At 67.5% G+C, this 15,661-nt stretch carries 10 protein-coding genes; 8 read left to right on the plus strand and 2 right to left on the minus strand.

Going from position 1 to position 15,661, the window contains the following annotated elements; all coding sequences use genetic code 11:
• Nucleotides 1-129 precede the first annotated feature (129 nt).
• The 5 genes from eccE to NY1_RS37205 all read left to right on the plus strand — a co-directional run bounded on the left by eccE (nt 130) and on the right by NY1_RS37205 (nt 9,008).
• Nucleotides 130-1,803 (plus strand): type VII secretion protein EccE, encoded by a 1,674-nt coding sequence (gene eccE, locus NY1_RS37185; RefSeq protein ID WP_067721962.1) that lies wholly within the window; start codon nt 130-132, stop codon nt 1,801-1,803.
• A complete protein-coding gene (locus tag NY1_RS37190) occupies nt 1,800-2,174 on the plus strand; it encodes a helix-turn-helix domain-containing protein (RefSeq protein WP_233434653.1) in 375 nt (124 codons plus the stop codon). The genes eccE and NY1_RS37190 overlap by 4 nt, the downstream gene beginning before the upstream one ends.
• Nucleotides 2,175-2,341: 167 nt before the next feature.
• Entirely contained in the window at nt 2,342-3,322 is a 981-nt protein-coding gene (locus NY1_RS37195) for a discoidin domain-containing protein (RefSeq protein WP_067721964.1), read from the plus strand.
• 152 nt (nt 3,323-3,474) lie between these two features.
• Nucleotides 3,475-4,050, plus strand: a complete 576-nt coding sequence (locus tag NY1_RS37200; protein ID WP_067721966.1) for a hypothetical protein — start codon at nt 3,475-3,477, stop codon at nt 4,048-4,050.
• A 125-nt stretch (nt 4,051-4,175) separates the two neighbouring features.
• The gene (locus tag NY1_RS37205; protein ID WP_067721968.1) at nt 4,176-9,008 is read left to right on the plus strand and encodes an NAD-glutamate dehydrogenase; all 4,833 of its coding nucleotides are present in this window, start codon (nt 4,176-4,178) and stop codon (nt 9,006-9,008) included.
• 62 nt (nt 9,009-9,070) lie between these two features.
• On the opposite strand, the gene NY1_RS37210 is transcribed toward NY1_RS37205, so the two are convergent.
• Complete coding sequence (locus NY1_RS37210; RefSeq protein WP_067722059.1) at nt 9,071-10,105, minus strand: SPFH domain-containing protein; 1,035 nt, start codon at nt 10,103-10,105, stop codon at nt 9,071-9,073.
• 210 nt (nt 10,106-10,315) lie between these two features.
• Between NY1_RS37210 and NY1_RS37215 the strand changes: the two genes are divergently transcribed.
• The gene (locus tag NY1_RS37215) at nt 10,316-11,839 is read left to right on the plus strand and encodes an amino acid permease (protein ID WP_067721969.1); all 1,524 of its coding nucleotides are present in this window, start codon (nt 10,316-10,318) and stop codon (nt 11,837-11,839) included.
• 343 nt (nt 11,840-12,182) lie between these two features.
• Nucleotides 12,183-14,372, plus strand: coding sequence for a serine/threonine-protein kinase (locus NY1_RS37220; RefSeq protein WP_233434654.1), 2,190 nt, complete (start codon nt 12,183-12,185; stop codon nt 14,370-14,372).
• On the opposite strand, the gene NY1_RS37225 is transcribed toward NY1_RS37220, so the two are convergent.
• Nucleotides 14,345-14,722, minus strand: coding sequence for a DUF1707 SHOCT-like domain-containing protein (locus tag NY1_RS37225; protein WP_067721970.1), 378 nt, complete (start codon nt 14,720-14,722; stop codon nt 14,345-14,347). The two genes, NY1_RS37220 and NY1_RS37225, sit on opposite strands and share 28 nt — an antisense overlap.
• 203 nt (nt 14,723-14,925) lie before the next feature.
• Between NY1_RS37225 and NY1_RS37230 the strand changes: the two genes are divergently transcribed.
• Entirely contained in the window at nt 14,926-15,651 is a 726-nt protein-coding gene (locus NY1_RS37230; RefSeq protein ID WP_067721971.1) for a MerR family transcriptional regulator, read from the plus strand.
• Nucleotides 15,652-15,661 lie beyond the last annotated feature (10 nt).

A 15,661-nucleotide genomic window follows, 5' to 3' on the forward strand; every position in this document is an offset into this window, starting at 1 on the left:
CCCTGGCCGTGCCCCCGCCACCGCCGGCCGCGGATCGCCGGCCGGGCATCACCGCCGTCCTCGTCGCGCTCGGCTTCACGCTGACCGGTGCGGCGCTGACCTGGGCAAACAATATGAGTCGGCGGCGCCGTGGCTGACCTGGGCATCGACCGCGGCCCGGTCGCGATACTGCTGATCGGTGGTCTGCCGCCACTGTTCCTGCTATCCGCGCACGCCCCCTGGTGGGCGGTGGCGTCGGCGGCGGCCGTGCTCGTCCTGGCAGGCACGCCCATCCGGCAGCGCAGCCCGATCCGATGGTTGTCGGACCGGTGCGCCTTCCGTTTCGGCCGAGCGGCCCGCCTGCGGACATTGCACGAGGAGCCGCCGCTGGGGGATGTAGAGGTGGCGGCGGGGATATGCGGAATCCTTTGTGACGGAGACGTACTCGTGGCGGTGATCCGGCTCGCACCCGACCTGGACCTGCCCACCGTCATCGCCGACCGCACCGTGTACACCGAAGACACGGTGCCGGTCGACCTGCTGCTGCGGATGCTCGACCAATACGGCATCACGGTCGACATCGACATCGTCACCCACGGCCGGCGCACGCGCGCCGACCTGGATTACAGCAAGGTCTACGACCAGCTGATCGGATCCCGGCCGGTGATCGGGCAGCGCTCGACCTGGCTGGTGATCCGCCTGGATCAGCGACGCAACCTGCAAGTCCTCACCCGGCGCGGCCCCTGCGCCGAATCCGGCCCCCGCGCGCTGGCGGCGGCGGCTCACCGCATCGCCGCCCGGTTGCGCGAACGCGAGGTAGCCGCGCACGTCCTGCCCGCCGACGCACTGGGGGAGATGACCCAGTGGCTGCACGCCGGTGTCGAACCGAGCGAATTGCGAGAACGCTGGGGACAGTTGGACACCGCGCACGCGGGCCGGACGGTGACCACCTTCGCCGTCGACTGGACGCGAGTGGAAACGCCCGGCCTCGAAGACTGCTGGCGCTGGCATCGCGGCTGGACGACGATCGCGATCGCGCTCTCCAGCACCGGAACCCGAGCCCTGGTCCGATACGTCGGGCCGAGCCCGGAGGATCCCCCGCCCGCCTACCTGCGGCTGCTCTCCGGCCGCCAGACCACCGCCTTCCGGGCCACACTGCCCGGGGCCGGTTCTCCGTCGGCGTTGCGCGGTAAGGAATTCGGACCCGGTCTGCCCGCGGCCCGCACGCGGGAACTCCGGGTGGCGATCGGCCCGAGCGGGCAGATCATCGGCGCGCTCGGCGGACCCGACCGGCACCTGCTGGCGCTGCCGCTGTTCGATCCCACCCGACACGAGCCGCGCCGGCGAACGATCGACGTCCACGCCGAACTGGCGGTCGCACAGCAGCTGGTGCTGCGCGCGGTCGTCGTGGGCGCCGAAGTGGTGGTGTACTCGGTACACCCGCAACGCTGGTGGCAGTTGATCGCTGCGGTCGGCGACCCGCAGGCGCTGCGGCTGGCGACCGCCGCCGAGGCCGACGCGGCCGAGTCGACAGCCGGCGGGATCGCCGTGTTCGATCATCTCGCTCCCCGCGCCGCCGCGGCCCCGACCGTCGTCGCGCTCACCGAACCCGGAATCGGCCGCCACCGCGACGCGGACCTGGTGATCGATCAGATCGATGCCACGACCGTCGCGGTCGCCATCCCGATGCGCACGGTGACGGTGGAATTGATCGAACCGCACGGCGAGACCCGCTATTTCGAGCCGGCCGCCGACTCCGAACGACCCGAATACGATGACAGCGCATCGGCGTCGGCCGCCGCCGCGAATGCCTGGGATGAATGAGCGGAGGTGCGACGGTAATGTCTGTCGGCGTGGTAACGGATTCCGAGCCTACCGAGGGCGATGATCGGCAAGCGGGAAACGAGGACGCTCAGAGTCCGCGCCAAGCGGCCGCGGCGATATTCTCCAGCCGTCTCTCGGAGCTGATCTCGGAATCGCTGGTGTCGACCGAGGCGGGGGCGACTCGATCGCTGACCCTCTATTCACTCGCCCAGCATTTGGAATTGGCGTATCCGGATGTTCCGGTATCGCAGTCGGGCCTGTATCGCCTCATTCACGGTGACGCGATCCCCCGTCTGGATTTGATCATCGCACTGGCCCGTGTGTTCGATGTGCCCCCGGAGTACTTCGTCACCGAGACCAAAAGCCGCTGAACGGATTCGCACGCCCGCGGGCGGTCCGCCGTAGCGAGCGGGCCCTCGCCGGCGCTGAAGGGCTCGGGCCGGAATGACCGAAACGCCGGCGTGGCGCACGTCGGCGCCTTCTCGGCAGCGGGAACAGCGGAAGCCCGAAATATCAACGGGTGGATACCCTTTCGTGCATGTCCGACGAGGAAACCGGGGATGTCTTTCTCCGTCACCGTGATGCGGTCCTCGACGCGCTGCTGTCCGACCCGGAATTGAGCGAGCCGGGAATCCCGGGTTTCGATCCCGGCATTCTCGGGGAGTTCGAATCACCGGATCCGCTGCCCGATCCGGTGTCCGTCGCACGAGAACGCGACGCCGGACCGAAGGCCAGCGATCGGATTCTGGCCCTGCTCAGCGGTGAAACACCCACGGAAACACCAGATTTCGGTTTCGCCGCACATCTGCCCGAGGATCGCGACAGCGCGCCCGAATCCGCGCCGGCCGAACAGCCCCGGCACACCCGGCGGGCACGCGGCGGTTTCAACGGCGCCGAGCTGCTCATGCGGCTCCGCAATCCCAAAGTGGCGCTGGCACTGGGCGCGACGCTGGCGCTGTTGCTGATCATGGTGTTCGTGCTTTCCGGCGGTTCGGATCCGCCGGCGAGCACCGTCTACGCCACCGTGACGTCCGCCAATCCCACCGCGGCGACGACGGCCGGCGCACCCGTCACCACGACCGCGGCGGCCGCCGCGATTCAAGTACGTTCGGCCCAGTCCCACTGCCCGCCCGGCGGCACCCCGGCCATGGACGCCTTCGCCGGACCGGGCAAGGCTTGGTCGTGTGCACGCGCCTACCGGGCCGACGGCCAAGTGCTCACCATCGACCTCGGACGCTCCTACCAAGTCGAGTCGATCGGGCTCGTGCCCGGCTGGGATTCCGTCGCCGCCGACGGCACCGACCAATGGCCGAAATACCGAACGGCGAGCCGAGTCTCCTACCACTTCGACGACGGCACCACCTACACCCAGCGCACCTTGGACCAGCGCACCCTGGTGACCACGAAATTCAGCCCGGCGGTGACCGCCTCCAAAATCGTTTTGACGGTGCTGGAGTCGCAGGGCGCCACCGGGGTGAACGTCACCGCCCTCTCATCGATTGTGATCACCGGACATTGAGCGAACTCGATCACCGATCCCATGGGGCCGCGGTCTGTGAATACTGCGGATCTGCGATGCCGACGGCAACCACGCAATGCCTCAATTGTGGTGGGCCGGTACGCATCTCGGTCCGGGAACCAGCCCTCACTCCAACGCCTACACCGCCGGCGATGACGTGGGCGCGGGCGCGTGAGGCCGAGCATGTCGCCGAGGAGGTAGGCCGCGGCGTCGTCGCCACCGGATCGGCGGTGGCCCGTTTCGCATCCCAGCTGCCGACGCGATGGCAGTGGCGGGCCGCGTCCGGGGCCGTGGTGCTGCTGATCGTGTGCGCATCGGCCCTGGTGTGGTGGAGCAGGCCGCAAACCCCTCTGCTCGGCTGGGCCACACCGTCGGAATCGTTGCCCGTCGCGCTGCGCACGGCCGCGCACTGCGCGCCCACGTTGTCCGGCGGGGAGCAGTGCACGGTGGCGGCGTCGGACCCGCTGCTGGCAGGCCGCTTGGCCGGTGGGCGTGACCTGCAGTTCTCGGTCCGGACGCTCGGCTCCGGCGAGCTCGCTGAGGAATTGCGCCGCTGGCGTTCGACCGCGACCGCGGTGATCAAGGACGGCACGGTGTTCATCGCGATCGGGCCGTCCACGCGGCTGTGGTTCGCCGATACCCAGTCGGGGGTGCGGGTCGAAACCGATGCCTTCACCGATCAGTCCGCCGCGCGGGCCTTCGTCTCGCGAGGCGCGCTGTCGCGGTGAGACCGGTCGGGTATGGACCGCGACCGACCATATTAAGACGATAAATAATGTACCGTTAAATAACGGCACAACATACGAGTTCCGTAACCGCAGGGTGCGGATCAGATCTCCGAAAGGTGCGGTCGATGGTGACAATTACCCAGCAGCAACGGGTCTCGCTCCGCAAGATCCCCGTGGAACCACTCGACCTGAACGAGGTCTATTTTCGCTGGCTGGCCCCGAGTACCCCGGCGGCCACGGTAGCCGCCCGCGCTGAACACATCCTGCGGGCACACCGTTCGGTGGCCGCGACCCGGCGGCCCGGCATCGCCACCATGCGGGTGTACCGACCGCAGGACGACGCCGGCTTGGGCGCCGCCATCCAGATCGTCAACGACGACATGCCGCTGCTCGTCGACTCGGTGTCCTCAATGCTGCACCGCCTGGGGGCAACCGTCACCCAGATCGTGCATCCGGTCTTCCATGTGCTGCGCGACAAGCACGGGCAGGTGCGCGCCATCTCGCACGCCGCACTGACCCGAGCCGGCGAACACGATCTGGCCGTGGACGAATCCTGGATCCACGTGCAGCTCGGGACCGACGTCGCCGATGACATCCTCGACCAGATCGAGGCGGACCTGCCCCCGCTGCTGGCCGCCGTTCGACAGATCGCCGCCGATGCCGCCGACATGTCAGCGCTGATGCACGACGCCGCCCGCGATCTGGCGAACGCGCCGACGATCGCCGCCGACGGCGAGAGCACGGACTACCCCGATCTGCTGCGCTGGTTCGCCGACGGCCGCTTCACGGTCCTGGGCTATCGCTATGAACCCGCGAAACCCGGTGCGGGCGAAGAAGTTCCGGAACGCTCCGCTCCGCTCGGCATCTGCCATGAGCGATTCGACATCCGCCCGGAACTGCCCGTCCATCTCCCCGACGGCCCGGTCCTGCGGCTGGCCACCTTGTCACTGGACGCGGTACTGCCGGGATCGGCGGGCGGGTATCTGGTGAGTATCGACGACTTCGCCGGCGAGCGCGCCGGGCTACGGGGCACCCATCACTTCGTCGGCACCTTCACCGTCATCGCACAGCACGAGAACATCCTCGACATTCCGGTGATCTCGCGACGGGTGCGCAAGGTCATCGACTGGGCAGACTTCGGGCCGGACTCGTACTCCGGTCAGGAACTGCTCGAAATGCTGCAGAGCTTCCCGCGCACCGAACTGTTCTCCACCGATGCCCGACGCCTGTTCGAAACCGTGTCCGCCGTCATGGATCTCAGCCTTCGACGGCAGGTCCGGCTGTTCGTTCGCACCGATCCGCGCAGCGCCGCGCTCTACTGCCTGGTCTATTTGCCGCGTGACCGCTACAGCACCGAGGTGCGCCTGCGTATGCAGGACATCCTGCGCGCGGAATTCGACGCCGAGCAGATCGCCTACTCGGCCCGCGCCACCGAATCCGAGCTCGCCGTCGTCTATTTCACCGTGCACCGGCGAGAAGCGGCACAGTCGGTCCAAGTCACCGAAGCCCAGCGCGAACGAGTGCAAGAGCTGCTGTTCGCCACCACGCGGACCTGGGGCGATCTCCTGGTGGCCGAGACCGCCGCCATGTCGGAGGTCTCGCCGGAGATCGCCAAACAATACGCGGCGGCTTACCCGGTGTCCTATCAGCAGGAATTCACGCCCACACGGGCACTGGCAGACCTCGATCGATTGCGGCGGCTCACCGCGGGCGACATCGACACCCACCTGTACCGCCATTCCGACGCCGCGGCCGGGGAATGGCGCTTCACCCTGTACGTGCACGGCGAAGGCGTCTCGCTCAGCCGCGTGCTACCCATCCTGCACAGCCTCGGAGTAGAGGTCGTCGACGAACGGCCGTACCGGCTCGACCTGCCCGGCGGGGAAAGCCGCTGGATCTACGATTTCGGGCTGCGCGTACCCGCCGCCGGCATCGATCTGGATACCGAGCTCGCCGCTGCCGCCGCGAGCGACGCGGACAACGGCCTGCGGCGCCGCTTCGCCGACGCGGTGGCCGCCATGTGGTTCGGCCACGCCGAAATCGACGCGCTCAACGAACTGGTACTGCGGTCGGGGCTGCGGTGGCGTCAGATCGCAGTACTGCGGGGATACTCGAAATACCTGCGGCAGACCGGATTCCCCTACACCTTCGGCAAGATCGCCCGAGTCCTGCTGGCACACACCATGACCGCGCGCAACCTGGTCGAATTGTTCGAAGTCAGCTTCGATGTCGATGCCAAGGAATTCGGGCCCGATGCGCGCTACCTGGTGGACCGGCTGCGGTTCGCCATCGATGACGTGGTCAGCCTGGACGAGGACCGAATCCTGCGCGCACTGCTGAGCCTCGTCGAAGCCACCTTGCGCACCAACTACTACGTCACCGACGACGCGGGGCTACCGCGTGACTACCTGTCGTTCAAGCTCGATCCGCAACGGATCGCCGAGTTGCCCAAGCCGAGGCCGCAATTCGAGATCTTCGTGTACTCGCCGCGGGTGGAGGGTGTGCATCTGCGGTTCGGTACGGTCGCACGCGGCGGCCTGCGCTGGTCGGACCGGGTGGAGGACTTCCGCACGGAGATCCTGGGCCTGGTCAAGGCCCAAGCCGTCAAGAACGCCGTCATCGTGCCGGTCGGCGCGAAGGGCGGGTTCGTGGTCAAACAGCCGCCGGCCGCGAGCGCCGACCCGGTGGCGGATCGGCAGGCACTGCAAGCCGAAGGCATCGCCTGCTATCGCACGTTCATCTCCGGTCTGCTGGATGTCACCGACAATGTCGATCGCGCGACCGGTGCTGTGGTGCCGCCTCCGCGGGTGTTGCGTCGCGACAGTGATGACACCTACCTGGTGGTGGCCGCGGACAAGGGCACCGCGACCTTCTCCGATATCGCCAATGACGTTGCCCAGTCCTATGGTTTCTGGCTCGGGGATGCGTTCGCCTCGGGTGGTTCGGCCGGCTATGACCACAAGGCGATGGGTATCACCGCCCGTGGTGCGTGGGAGTCGGTGAAGCGGCATTTCGCCGAGATGGACATCGACACCCAAACTCAGGACTTCACGGTGGTGGGTGTGGGTGACATGTCCGGTGACGTGTTCGGCAACGGCATGCTGCTCTCACGGCACATTCGTCTGGTGGCCGCGTTCGATCATCGGCATATCTTCCTGGACCCGAACCCGGACGCGGCCACGTCGTTCGCCGAGCGTGAGCGGATGTTCGCGTTGCCGCGTTCCTCGTGGGCCGATTACGACCGGTCGCTGATCAGCGAGGGCGGTGGGGTGTTCGACCGCACCGTGAAATCGATTCCGATCAGCGAACAAGCCCGCAAAGCACTGGGATTGCCCCCCGGCACCACGACGCTGGCCCCGCCGGAACTGGTCACCGCCATCCTGAAAGCGCCGGCGGACCTGCTGTGGAACGGCGGCATCGGCACCTACATCAAGGCCGCCACCGAAACGAATGCCGAGGTCGGCGACAAGTCCAATGACGCGGTGCGGGTGAACGCGAACGAGTTGCGGGTCAAGGTGATCGGCGAGGGCGGCAACCTGGGCGCCACCGCGCTCGGGCGCATCGAGTTCTGCCGCAATGGCGGGAAGATGAACACCGACGCCATCGACAATTCCGCCGGCGTGGACTGCTCCGACCACGAAGTCAATATCAAGATCCTGCTCGACGGGCTCGTCTCCAGCGGCGAACTGGCCCAGGCGGACCGCAATCCGCTGCTGGCGTCGATGACCGACGAAGTCGCCGAATTGGTGCTGCGCGACAACATCTCGCAGAACTTCCAGCTCGGCATCTCCCGCGCCCAGGCCGACCCCATGGCAGCGGTGCACCGGCGCATGCTGCTGGACCTCGAAACCCGCCGCGCGCTGGACCGCGAACTCGAGGCGCTGCCTTCCGACGCCGAGATGCAGCGACGCGTCACCGCCGGCACGGGCCTGACCTCACCGGAACTCGCCTGCCTGCTGGCCCACGTCAAACTCGCGCTCACCGCCGAGCTGCTCGCCGGTGAACTCCCCGACAATCCCGCCATGTCGGCGCTGCTGCCGGCCTACTTCCCGGAACCATTGCGGTCGCACTATGCCGGTGCGCTGCACCGGCATCCGCTGCGCCGCGAGATCATCGCCACCGCCGCGGTGAACCGCGTCGTGGACGACGGCGGCATCAGCTACGTCTTCCGCTTGGTCGAGGAAATGGGTGTCACCACCGATGACGCGGTCCGCGCGTTCACCGCGGTCACCGAGATCTTCGGCCTGCCCGAGCTGTGGCAGCGCATCCGCACCACGCCGATGCCCACCGCCGTGCGCGACGAATTGGAACTCGAGACCAAGCGCACCCTGGATCGCGCCTCGCGCTGGCTGCTCAGCAACCGGCCGCAACCCCTCGCCGTCGGCGCCGACATCACCCGATATCGCGGCGGCGTGCGGGTATTGGGCGCGCACGTGCCCGCCTGGAAGCCCGGCGCCATCGCCGACAGCCTGACCGCCCGTTCGCAATCGGCCATCGACCGCGGCGCGCCCCGCGAATTGGCCGAAGAGGTGTACCTGCTGATCCATCGTTTCCCGGCACTCGACATCATCGACGTCGCCGAACTCACCGAACGCGACCCGAAGGAGGTGGCCGACCTCTACTACGCCCTCGACCAGCACTTCGCCATTCAGCGGTTGCTCGACGCCGTGGTGGGCCTCGAACGCACCGATCGCTGGCGGACCCTGGCCCGGCTCGCCGTCCGCGACGATCTCTACGACTCGCTGCGCACGCTGACCAGCGACGTCCTCAACGCCACCAGCCCCGAGGACACGCCGGAAGGCAAAGTCGCACACTGGGAATCGCTGAACCAGCACCGGCTATCCCGGGCCCGCGCCACGCTCGAAGAGATCTTCACCGCCGCCACGTTCGACATGGCCACCCTGTCGGTAGCGGCGCGGCAGGTGCGTGGCCTGGTGAGCGGCGGCGAGGTGTCCTGACCGGAAACGGACGCGCCGCGAGGCAGGTGGGAGCGATAACCGGGCTCGCTCCCACCTTCCGGTCAGGGCACCGGTGTGCCGCAGTTGCCGCAGAAGCGAGCATCGGCCGGCAACTCGGCGGCACACCGGGTGCAGTGTGCGGTCCGCCCGGCTGCGAGGCCCGCCCCGCAGCTCATGCAGAACCGCGCCACCCCCGGATTGGCCGCACCGCAATCCGGGCACCGTGTTCCCGAGTCCGGCGGTGGCGCGGCCGGGGCGCTCCAGGGATGCTGCTGCAGCGCGTTCAGCCCGAACGCCGCGCCCAGCAGCCCACTGCCGTCACTCCCGCGTGTCATGCCCTGCCCCGCGCCCAAGGCCAGCTCGCCCAAGGCGTAGCGCTGGAAGTCCCCGGTCATGCGAATGTAGGTGGAGTCCTTGGCCAGTCGCTTGAGCCGATCGGCGTCTTCGGGTGCCAGGGTGATATCGAAATTGCCCAGCCGGGGGATCCGCAGCCCGTACTCGTAGAGCGCGGTGTTCGCGTGCCGCAGAACAGCGGACTCGATCGCGGGCAGCACGCCCGGCAATCCGATGACCGGCCACGTTCCTCGCGAAATACCCTGGGTCACACAGATTTTCATGGATTTGAGCAGCAGCTCGGCGCACCAGGCCGGGGTGACGCCCCGATCGGCGGGATCGGCGGTGCCGTTGAACCCGGTGATCAGCGCCGCGGGATCACGTACCGCCAAACCGAACTCGCCGAACGCGCGCAGCGAGAGCACCTGCTCGCTGACCGGGTCGGTGATATCGGTGAGACGGCCGCCGAACTTGTTGCCCGGGAACTCGCGGGTCGAGACGAAATACAGCTCGGCGCGATAGTGGTTCCCGCCGGTGAGGGTGTCCACGAGCGCGCCCAGGACCGGCAACTCGTCGGCATCGATGCGATGGCGGCCCGGACCCAGATTCGCGATGACCCGCCCCGATTTCATGAACAGGGCGGTCTGGTCCGCGTCGACGATCGCTCGCGAATAGCGGCGAATATTGCGGTCCGGCCACTTGTAGACCAACTGGTTCTTATGTTCCTCGGGGACCGCGATGAATTCCCGTTCGAACCACGCCATGTGCAGCTCCATCGTTCAGGTGCGCCGATAAATGTACCGCTATTCAGCGGCATGATCAATCAAGGCTGGTCATGCCGGGTCGATCGCTGAAACCGTTGGCGGAGGCGAGGTTTCGGCGTCGTTACGTCTCTTGTTACCTGTTGAATGAACCGTTAAACAACGGTACATTGCAGATGGATATGACCCGCGTCACCTCGAAAGGTCCCCATCATGACCACCGTCCGACCGCCCGACCTGCCGACGGATGCGCTGTCCGCTGAGGATGCCGGCTACCACAAATCCCTGAGCCCCCGTCAGCTGCAGATGATCGCCATCGGCGGTGCCATCGGTACCGGCTTGTTCCTGGGCGCGGGCGGACGCCTGGCCAGCGCCGGTCCGGGTCTGTTCCTCGTGTACGCCGTCTGCGGCATCTTCGTCTTCTTCATTCTGCGAGCCCTCGGCGAGCTGGTGCTGCACCGTCCGTCCTCGGGTTCCTTCGTCTCCTACGCACGCGAGTTCTACGGCGAGAAGCTGGCTTTCGCGGTCGGCTGGATGTACTTCTTCCACTGGGCGATGGTCGGCATCGTGGACATCACCGCGGTCGCCACCTACCTGCACTACTGGTCGGTCTTCCAAGTGTTGCCACAATGGCTGATCGCCCTGGTCGCGCTGGCCCTGGTGGTGAGCATCAACCTGATCTCGGTGAAGTGGTTCGGCGAGCTGGAGTTCTGGGCCGCGCTCATCAAGGTGGTCGCTCTGCTCGCCTTCCTCGTCATCGGCGTGGTCGTGCTGGGCGGCCGGTTCGAAATCGACGGCCAGCCCACCGGAATCGGGGTGATCGCCAATCACGGCGGCCTGTTCCCCACCGGCTTCCTGCCCTTGGTCTTGGTCACCACCGGCGTCATCTTCGCCTATGCCGCAGTGGAATTGGTCGGCACGGCGGCCGGCGAGACCGCCGAGCCCGAGAAGATCATGCCGCGGGCCATCAACTCCGTGATCGCGCGCATCGCCCTCTTCTACGTCGGCTCGCTGGTGCTGCTGACACTGCTGCTGCCGACCTCGGCGTTCAAGGCCGGAGTGAGCCCCTTCGTCACCTTCTTCGAGAAACTCGGTGTGCCCGCGGCCGGATCAGTGATGAACCTGGTGGTGCTGACCGCCGCATTCTCGAGCCTCAACGCCGGGCTGTACTCCACCGGCCGCATCCTGCGCTCGATGTCGATCAGCGGCAGCGCCCCGGCGATCGCGTCCCGGATGTCGCGCACCGGCGTGCCCTATGTCGGGATTCTGGCGACGGGATCGATCGCGCTGATCGGCGTCGGACTCAATGCCGTGGTGCCCGAGCAGGCGTTCGAGATCGTGCTGAACATCTCCGCGCTGGGCACCATCGCCGCCTGGGGCGCGATCGTCCTGTGTCAGCTCAAGCTGTGGAGCTGGTGGCGTGAAGGCCGGGCCGAACGTCCCGCCTTCCGCCTGATGGGGGCCCCGTACACCAGCTACGCGACCCTGGTCTTCCTGGTCGGAATCATTCTGCTGATGCTCTTCAGCGGCGACCCGGTCCAACGCGGCGCGGTGGGCGCCATGTTCCTGATCGTGCTCCCGACGATGGTTCTGGGCTGGTTCCTGGCCCGTAATCGCGTCGCCCGGATCGCGGCCGAGCGTTCGGGATTCACCGGTCAATATCCGGTCATCGCCGAACGCCGTCCCCGCCTGCACGATGCGACGGTCATCGACGCCGAGCCCGGTTCCGGCGACTGACGGCAATACCCTGCCGGTGTTCCGGGTGACCCGTCACCCGGAACACCGGCATTCCCGGCATTGGGAACAGTGATCCGCGCGATATCTCTCGGCCACCCACAATGGGACCTCCATGTCATGGCGTGTGCGAGAGGGTTTCATGCCGGACCAACCGGGCCCATCCGACCGATCTCAAGCACACCCGTGGGCGAATCGGCGGATGCGAGGCACGGAAGTGCCACGCCGGGTGCCCCATCCCTGGGCCACCCGGCGCGGGGGGCCCGGCCCGCGCGTGACCGCCGCACCCGGTCCGGCCGATGTCCCCGCACCCCAAGGTGGTTCGCCTACCGTCGGTTCTCCGGCCATGAGCGATTGGACCACCGTCGCGCTGGCCGGAGCCGCCATGCCCGCTCTGGTGTCCTCCGGCCGGATGTCTCGTCCGAGCGTGCGCCGCCTCGGTGGCGGTTTGGTGGAATTACCTCGCCTCACCTCGGTCGATCCGCTGACCGTGGTGCTGTCGAATCCCGAAGTGCCAGAGCCCAAAAGGTTCTGCTGGAAGTGTGAGCGACCGGTCGGCCGCCGCCATCAGGATCGTCCGGCGGTCATCGCGGGCAATTGCCCGCACTGCGGATCACCGTTCTGCTTCCGGCCCTCCCTGCAGCCCGGCGATCTGGTCGCCGGGCAATACGAGGTCCAGGGCTGTCTGGCGCACGGCGGACTGGGCTGGATCTACCTGGCCGTGGACCGCAATGTCAGCGACCGCTGGGTAGTGCTCAAGGGCCTGCAGAACCCGCTCGACTTCGAAGCCCACATCGTGGCGGTCGCCGAACGCCAATTCCTTTCCGAGGTAGCGCATCCCGGCATCGTCAAGATCTACAACTTCGTCAAGCACGGCGAGCGCGGGGAGACCGCCGAGGGCTACATCGTCATGGAGTACGTGAGCGGACGATCGCTCAAGACCATGGTCGACGAACGCGGCCCGGACCGGCTGCCGGTCGCCGAGGCGATCGCGTATGTGATGGAAGTCCTTCCCGCACTGGACTATCTGCACTCCTTCGGGCTGGCCTACAACGACCTCAAACCCGACAACATCATGGTCAGCGCCGAGGAGGTCAAACTGATCGATCTGGGTGCGGTCGCGGCCGTGGACTCCTTCGGCAGCATCTACGGCACCCCCGGCTACCAAGCACCCGAACTCACCGAGACCGGACCCACCGTCGCCTCCGACATCCACACCGTCGGCCGCACCCTGGCCGCGCTGGTATGCGACCTGCCGCGCGACGGCAACGGCAACTACCTCCCGGAACTGCCCGCCCTCGACACCCAACCCCAGCTGCACCGCTACGAACCGCTGTACCGGCTGCTGCGCCGGGCCACTCATCCGCGCCCCGAACATCGCTTCCCGTCGGCGTACTCGATGTACTGCCAGCTCGCGGGCGTGCTCCGCATGGCACTGGCCGTCGACACCGGGATCGAGCATCCCCAGCCCTCGGTCGAATTCGGTTCCCTGCGAGGCGATTTCGGAATCGATGCACTCATTTCCCGCACGGACGGCATCGTCACCGGAGTCCGCCGCGAATCCGGCTTCACCGCCGACGACGTGGTGGCCGCGCTGCCGGTGCCCCTGATCGACAGTGAGGATCCCGCCGCGCCGCTGCTGTCGAGTCTGCTGCACGGCGAGCCCCGCCACTCCCTGGATGCGTTGCAGCGCACCAATTCCCGGATCGTCGCCGGCGTCCTGGCCGCTCCGGAATCCTATGAACTCGAGGGCGCGCTCACCGCGGTGCGGGCACACCTCGATCTCGGCGAGACCGTCCCCGCCTGCCGGCTGCTGGCCGAGTTGCACCCGCGCTACGGCGTGGACTGGCGCATCGACTGGTATGTCGGGGTGGCCGCCCTGCTCGACGGACATTACGAGCCCGCCCACCGGCACTTCGCGACGGTGAGCGCCGCGCTCCCCGGCGAAATCGCCCCGCTCCTGGCCCAGGCCGCCACCGCGGAGCTGATCCTCGAAAGCGGCGGTGAAGCCGCACGTGACAAGGCCCGCTGGCAGGAGGCGGCGCTGACGGGCTATCGGACGGTATGGCAGGTCAATCACGGTGTGGTCAGTGCCGCGGTCGGATTGGCGCGCCGGTTGGTGGCCGACGGCGCGTTGACCGCCGCTGTCGAGGTACTCGACCAGGTGCCGCCGACCTCACGGCACTTCGCGCTCACCCGCCTCACCGGATGCCTGCTGCTGCTGTCCCGCCCGGTCACCGAGATCGGCGATGCCGACCTCGATGCCGCGGCCGAGCGTCTGGAAGAACTCAGTGAAGATCCGCGCGCCATTCAATTGCGGGTGCTGTTGCTGGGCGCGGCGCTGGAATGCCTGCGCGGCGACGGCCGCCCCGAACGTCCCGGCGACACCGTCCTGGGCTTCCCGGTGACGGTGAAAGGACTACGAAAAGGACTGGAATCGACGCTGCGGGATCTGGCTCACCACGCCCCCGACCGCCTGCACCGATACCGCCTGGTGGACCTCGCCAATTACATCCGTCCCCATAGCCGCTGGTAGCGCCCACGCATTCCGGCCAGCACGACCACCGGTGTCGCGACGAGCAGCAACAACCACAAGGTGCTGCCGAAGGTCAGCCACAATACGATCGCCAGCGTGCTGATCGCCGCCGTGCGCATGACCAGCCGCGACATCGTGGCATCCAGTGGCTCCGGCGCTTCGGCCGGTACGCGCGGCAGATCGAGGAACAACACCGCGAGTTCGTCACGGCTGCCGGCATCGAGGGCCTGGGCGCTGCGCTGATCGAACTCCGTCACCGACAACGTGCCGGTGCTGAAATGCCACGACAGCTCCGTGAGCGCCCGTTCCCGTTCGACGGGGCTCACGCGCGCATGCGACGATTCGCTCATCGCGCCAGGATAGAACCCGCCATGCGGTCGGAACCGCCGTGAATTACCAAGGGCGGGAAGAGGTTACCGTGGCACCTGACACCCGGCGTGACACCACCCAGCTCGTGATCACCCGACCGGGAACTACCCGTCCGGCGATGGCTCGACGGGCAATGAGACATGGGTTTGGTTCACTCGGCGGCGCGATGTGGTTTCCTTGAGATATGGGAGCCGCCGAATACACGATCGACGACCTCGCGCGCGCCGCCGGGACGACGGTGCGCAGTGTGCGCGTGTATCACGAACGAGGCGTCCTGCAACCGCCCGCCGTCCGCGGCCGGACCGGCTATTACGGCGAAGAGCATCTCAATCGCGTCCGCACCATCACGCGGTTGCTCGAGCGCGGCATCAAACTCAACGGCATCAAGGAACTGCTCGCCGCCTGGGATCGCGGCGAGGACCTGGGCCGCGTGCTGGGCGTGAGCGACTCCGACATCCAGCCTGTCATCGCCGACGCCACCGAACTGATCCCGGCGACCGAACTTCAGGAACGTTTCGCCGATGTCCCCGACGGGCTGGCCCGGGTCGTGACCGCCGGCGTCTTCCAGCCGGTCGACGCCGCCAACTATCGCATCGCCGACCCGGAACTCGCCCACTTCCTCGACCGCCTCGCCGCCGCTGGTGTCCCCAACACCGACATCTTGCGTGAGCTCGAACGCCTGCACGCCGACTGTGACCGCATCGCCCGCCGCAGCGTGGACCTGTTGCAGCAGTTCGCCTTCGAGCCCTATACCGACTCCGAACGCACCGCCGCCGACCTGGCCCGTTTCGCCGACCGGGTGTCCGCCGTCTCCTCCCTGCTCGGCCCCACCACGGCCACGCTGGTGAACCGCCTTGTCGAACAACGTTTGAAGCAGGACCCCGACCTCGCCGAGGTGCTGAACTCCTGACGGTCCACGC

Source organism: Nocardia yamanashiensis NBRC 100130 (assembly GCF_001613325.1).
Lineage (GTDB): Bacteria > Actinomycetota > Actinomycetes > Mycobacteriales > Mycobacteriaceae > Nocardia > Nocardia yamanashiensis.

Coding starts and splice junctions, on each gene's coding strand:
- NY1_RS37190 (WP_233434653.1), top strand. CDS start 1,800: ATGAGCGGAGGTGCGACGGTAATGTCTGTCGGCGTGGTAACGGATTCC.
- NY1_RS37195 (WP_067721964.1), top strand. CDS start 2,342: ATGTCCGACGAGGAAACCGGGGATGTCTTTCTCCGTCACCGTGATGCG.
- NY1_RS37200 (WP_067721966.1), top strand. CDS start 3,475: ATGACGTGGGCGCGGGCGCGTGAGGCCGAGCATGTCGCCGAGGAGGTA.
- NY1_RS37205 (WP_067721968.1), top strand. CDS start 4,176: ATGGTGACAATTACCCAGCAGCAACGGGTCTCGCTCCGCAAGATCCCC.
- NY1_RS37210 (WP_067722059.1), bottom strand. CDS start 10,105: ATGGCGTGGTTCGAACGGGAATTCATCGCGGTCCCCGAGGAACATAAG.
- NY1_RS37215 (WP_067721969.1), top strand. CDS start 10,316: ATGACCACCGTCCGACCGCCCGACCTGCCGACGGATGCGCTGTCCGCT.
- NY1_RS37220 (WP_233434654.1), top strand. CDS start 12,183: ATGAGCGATTGGACCACCGTCGCGCTGGCCGGAGCCGCCATGCCCGCT.
- NY1_RS37225 (WP_067721970.1), bottom strand. CDS start 14,722: ATGAGCGAATCGTCGCATGCGCGCGTGAGCCCCGTCGAACGGGAACGG.
- NY1_RS37230 (WP_067721971.1), top strand. CDS start 14,926: ATGGGAGCCGCCGAATACACGATCGACGACCTCGCGCGCGCCGCCGGG.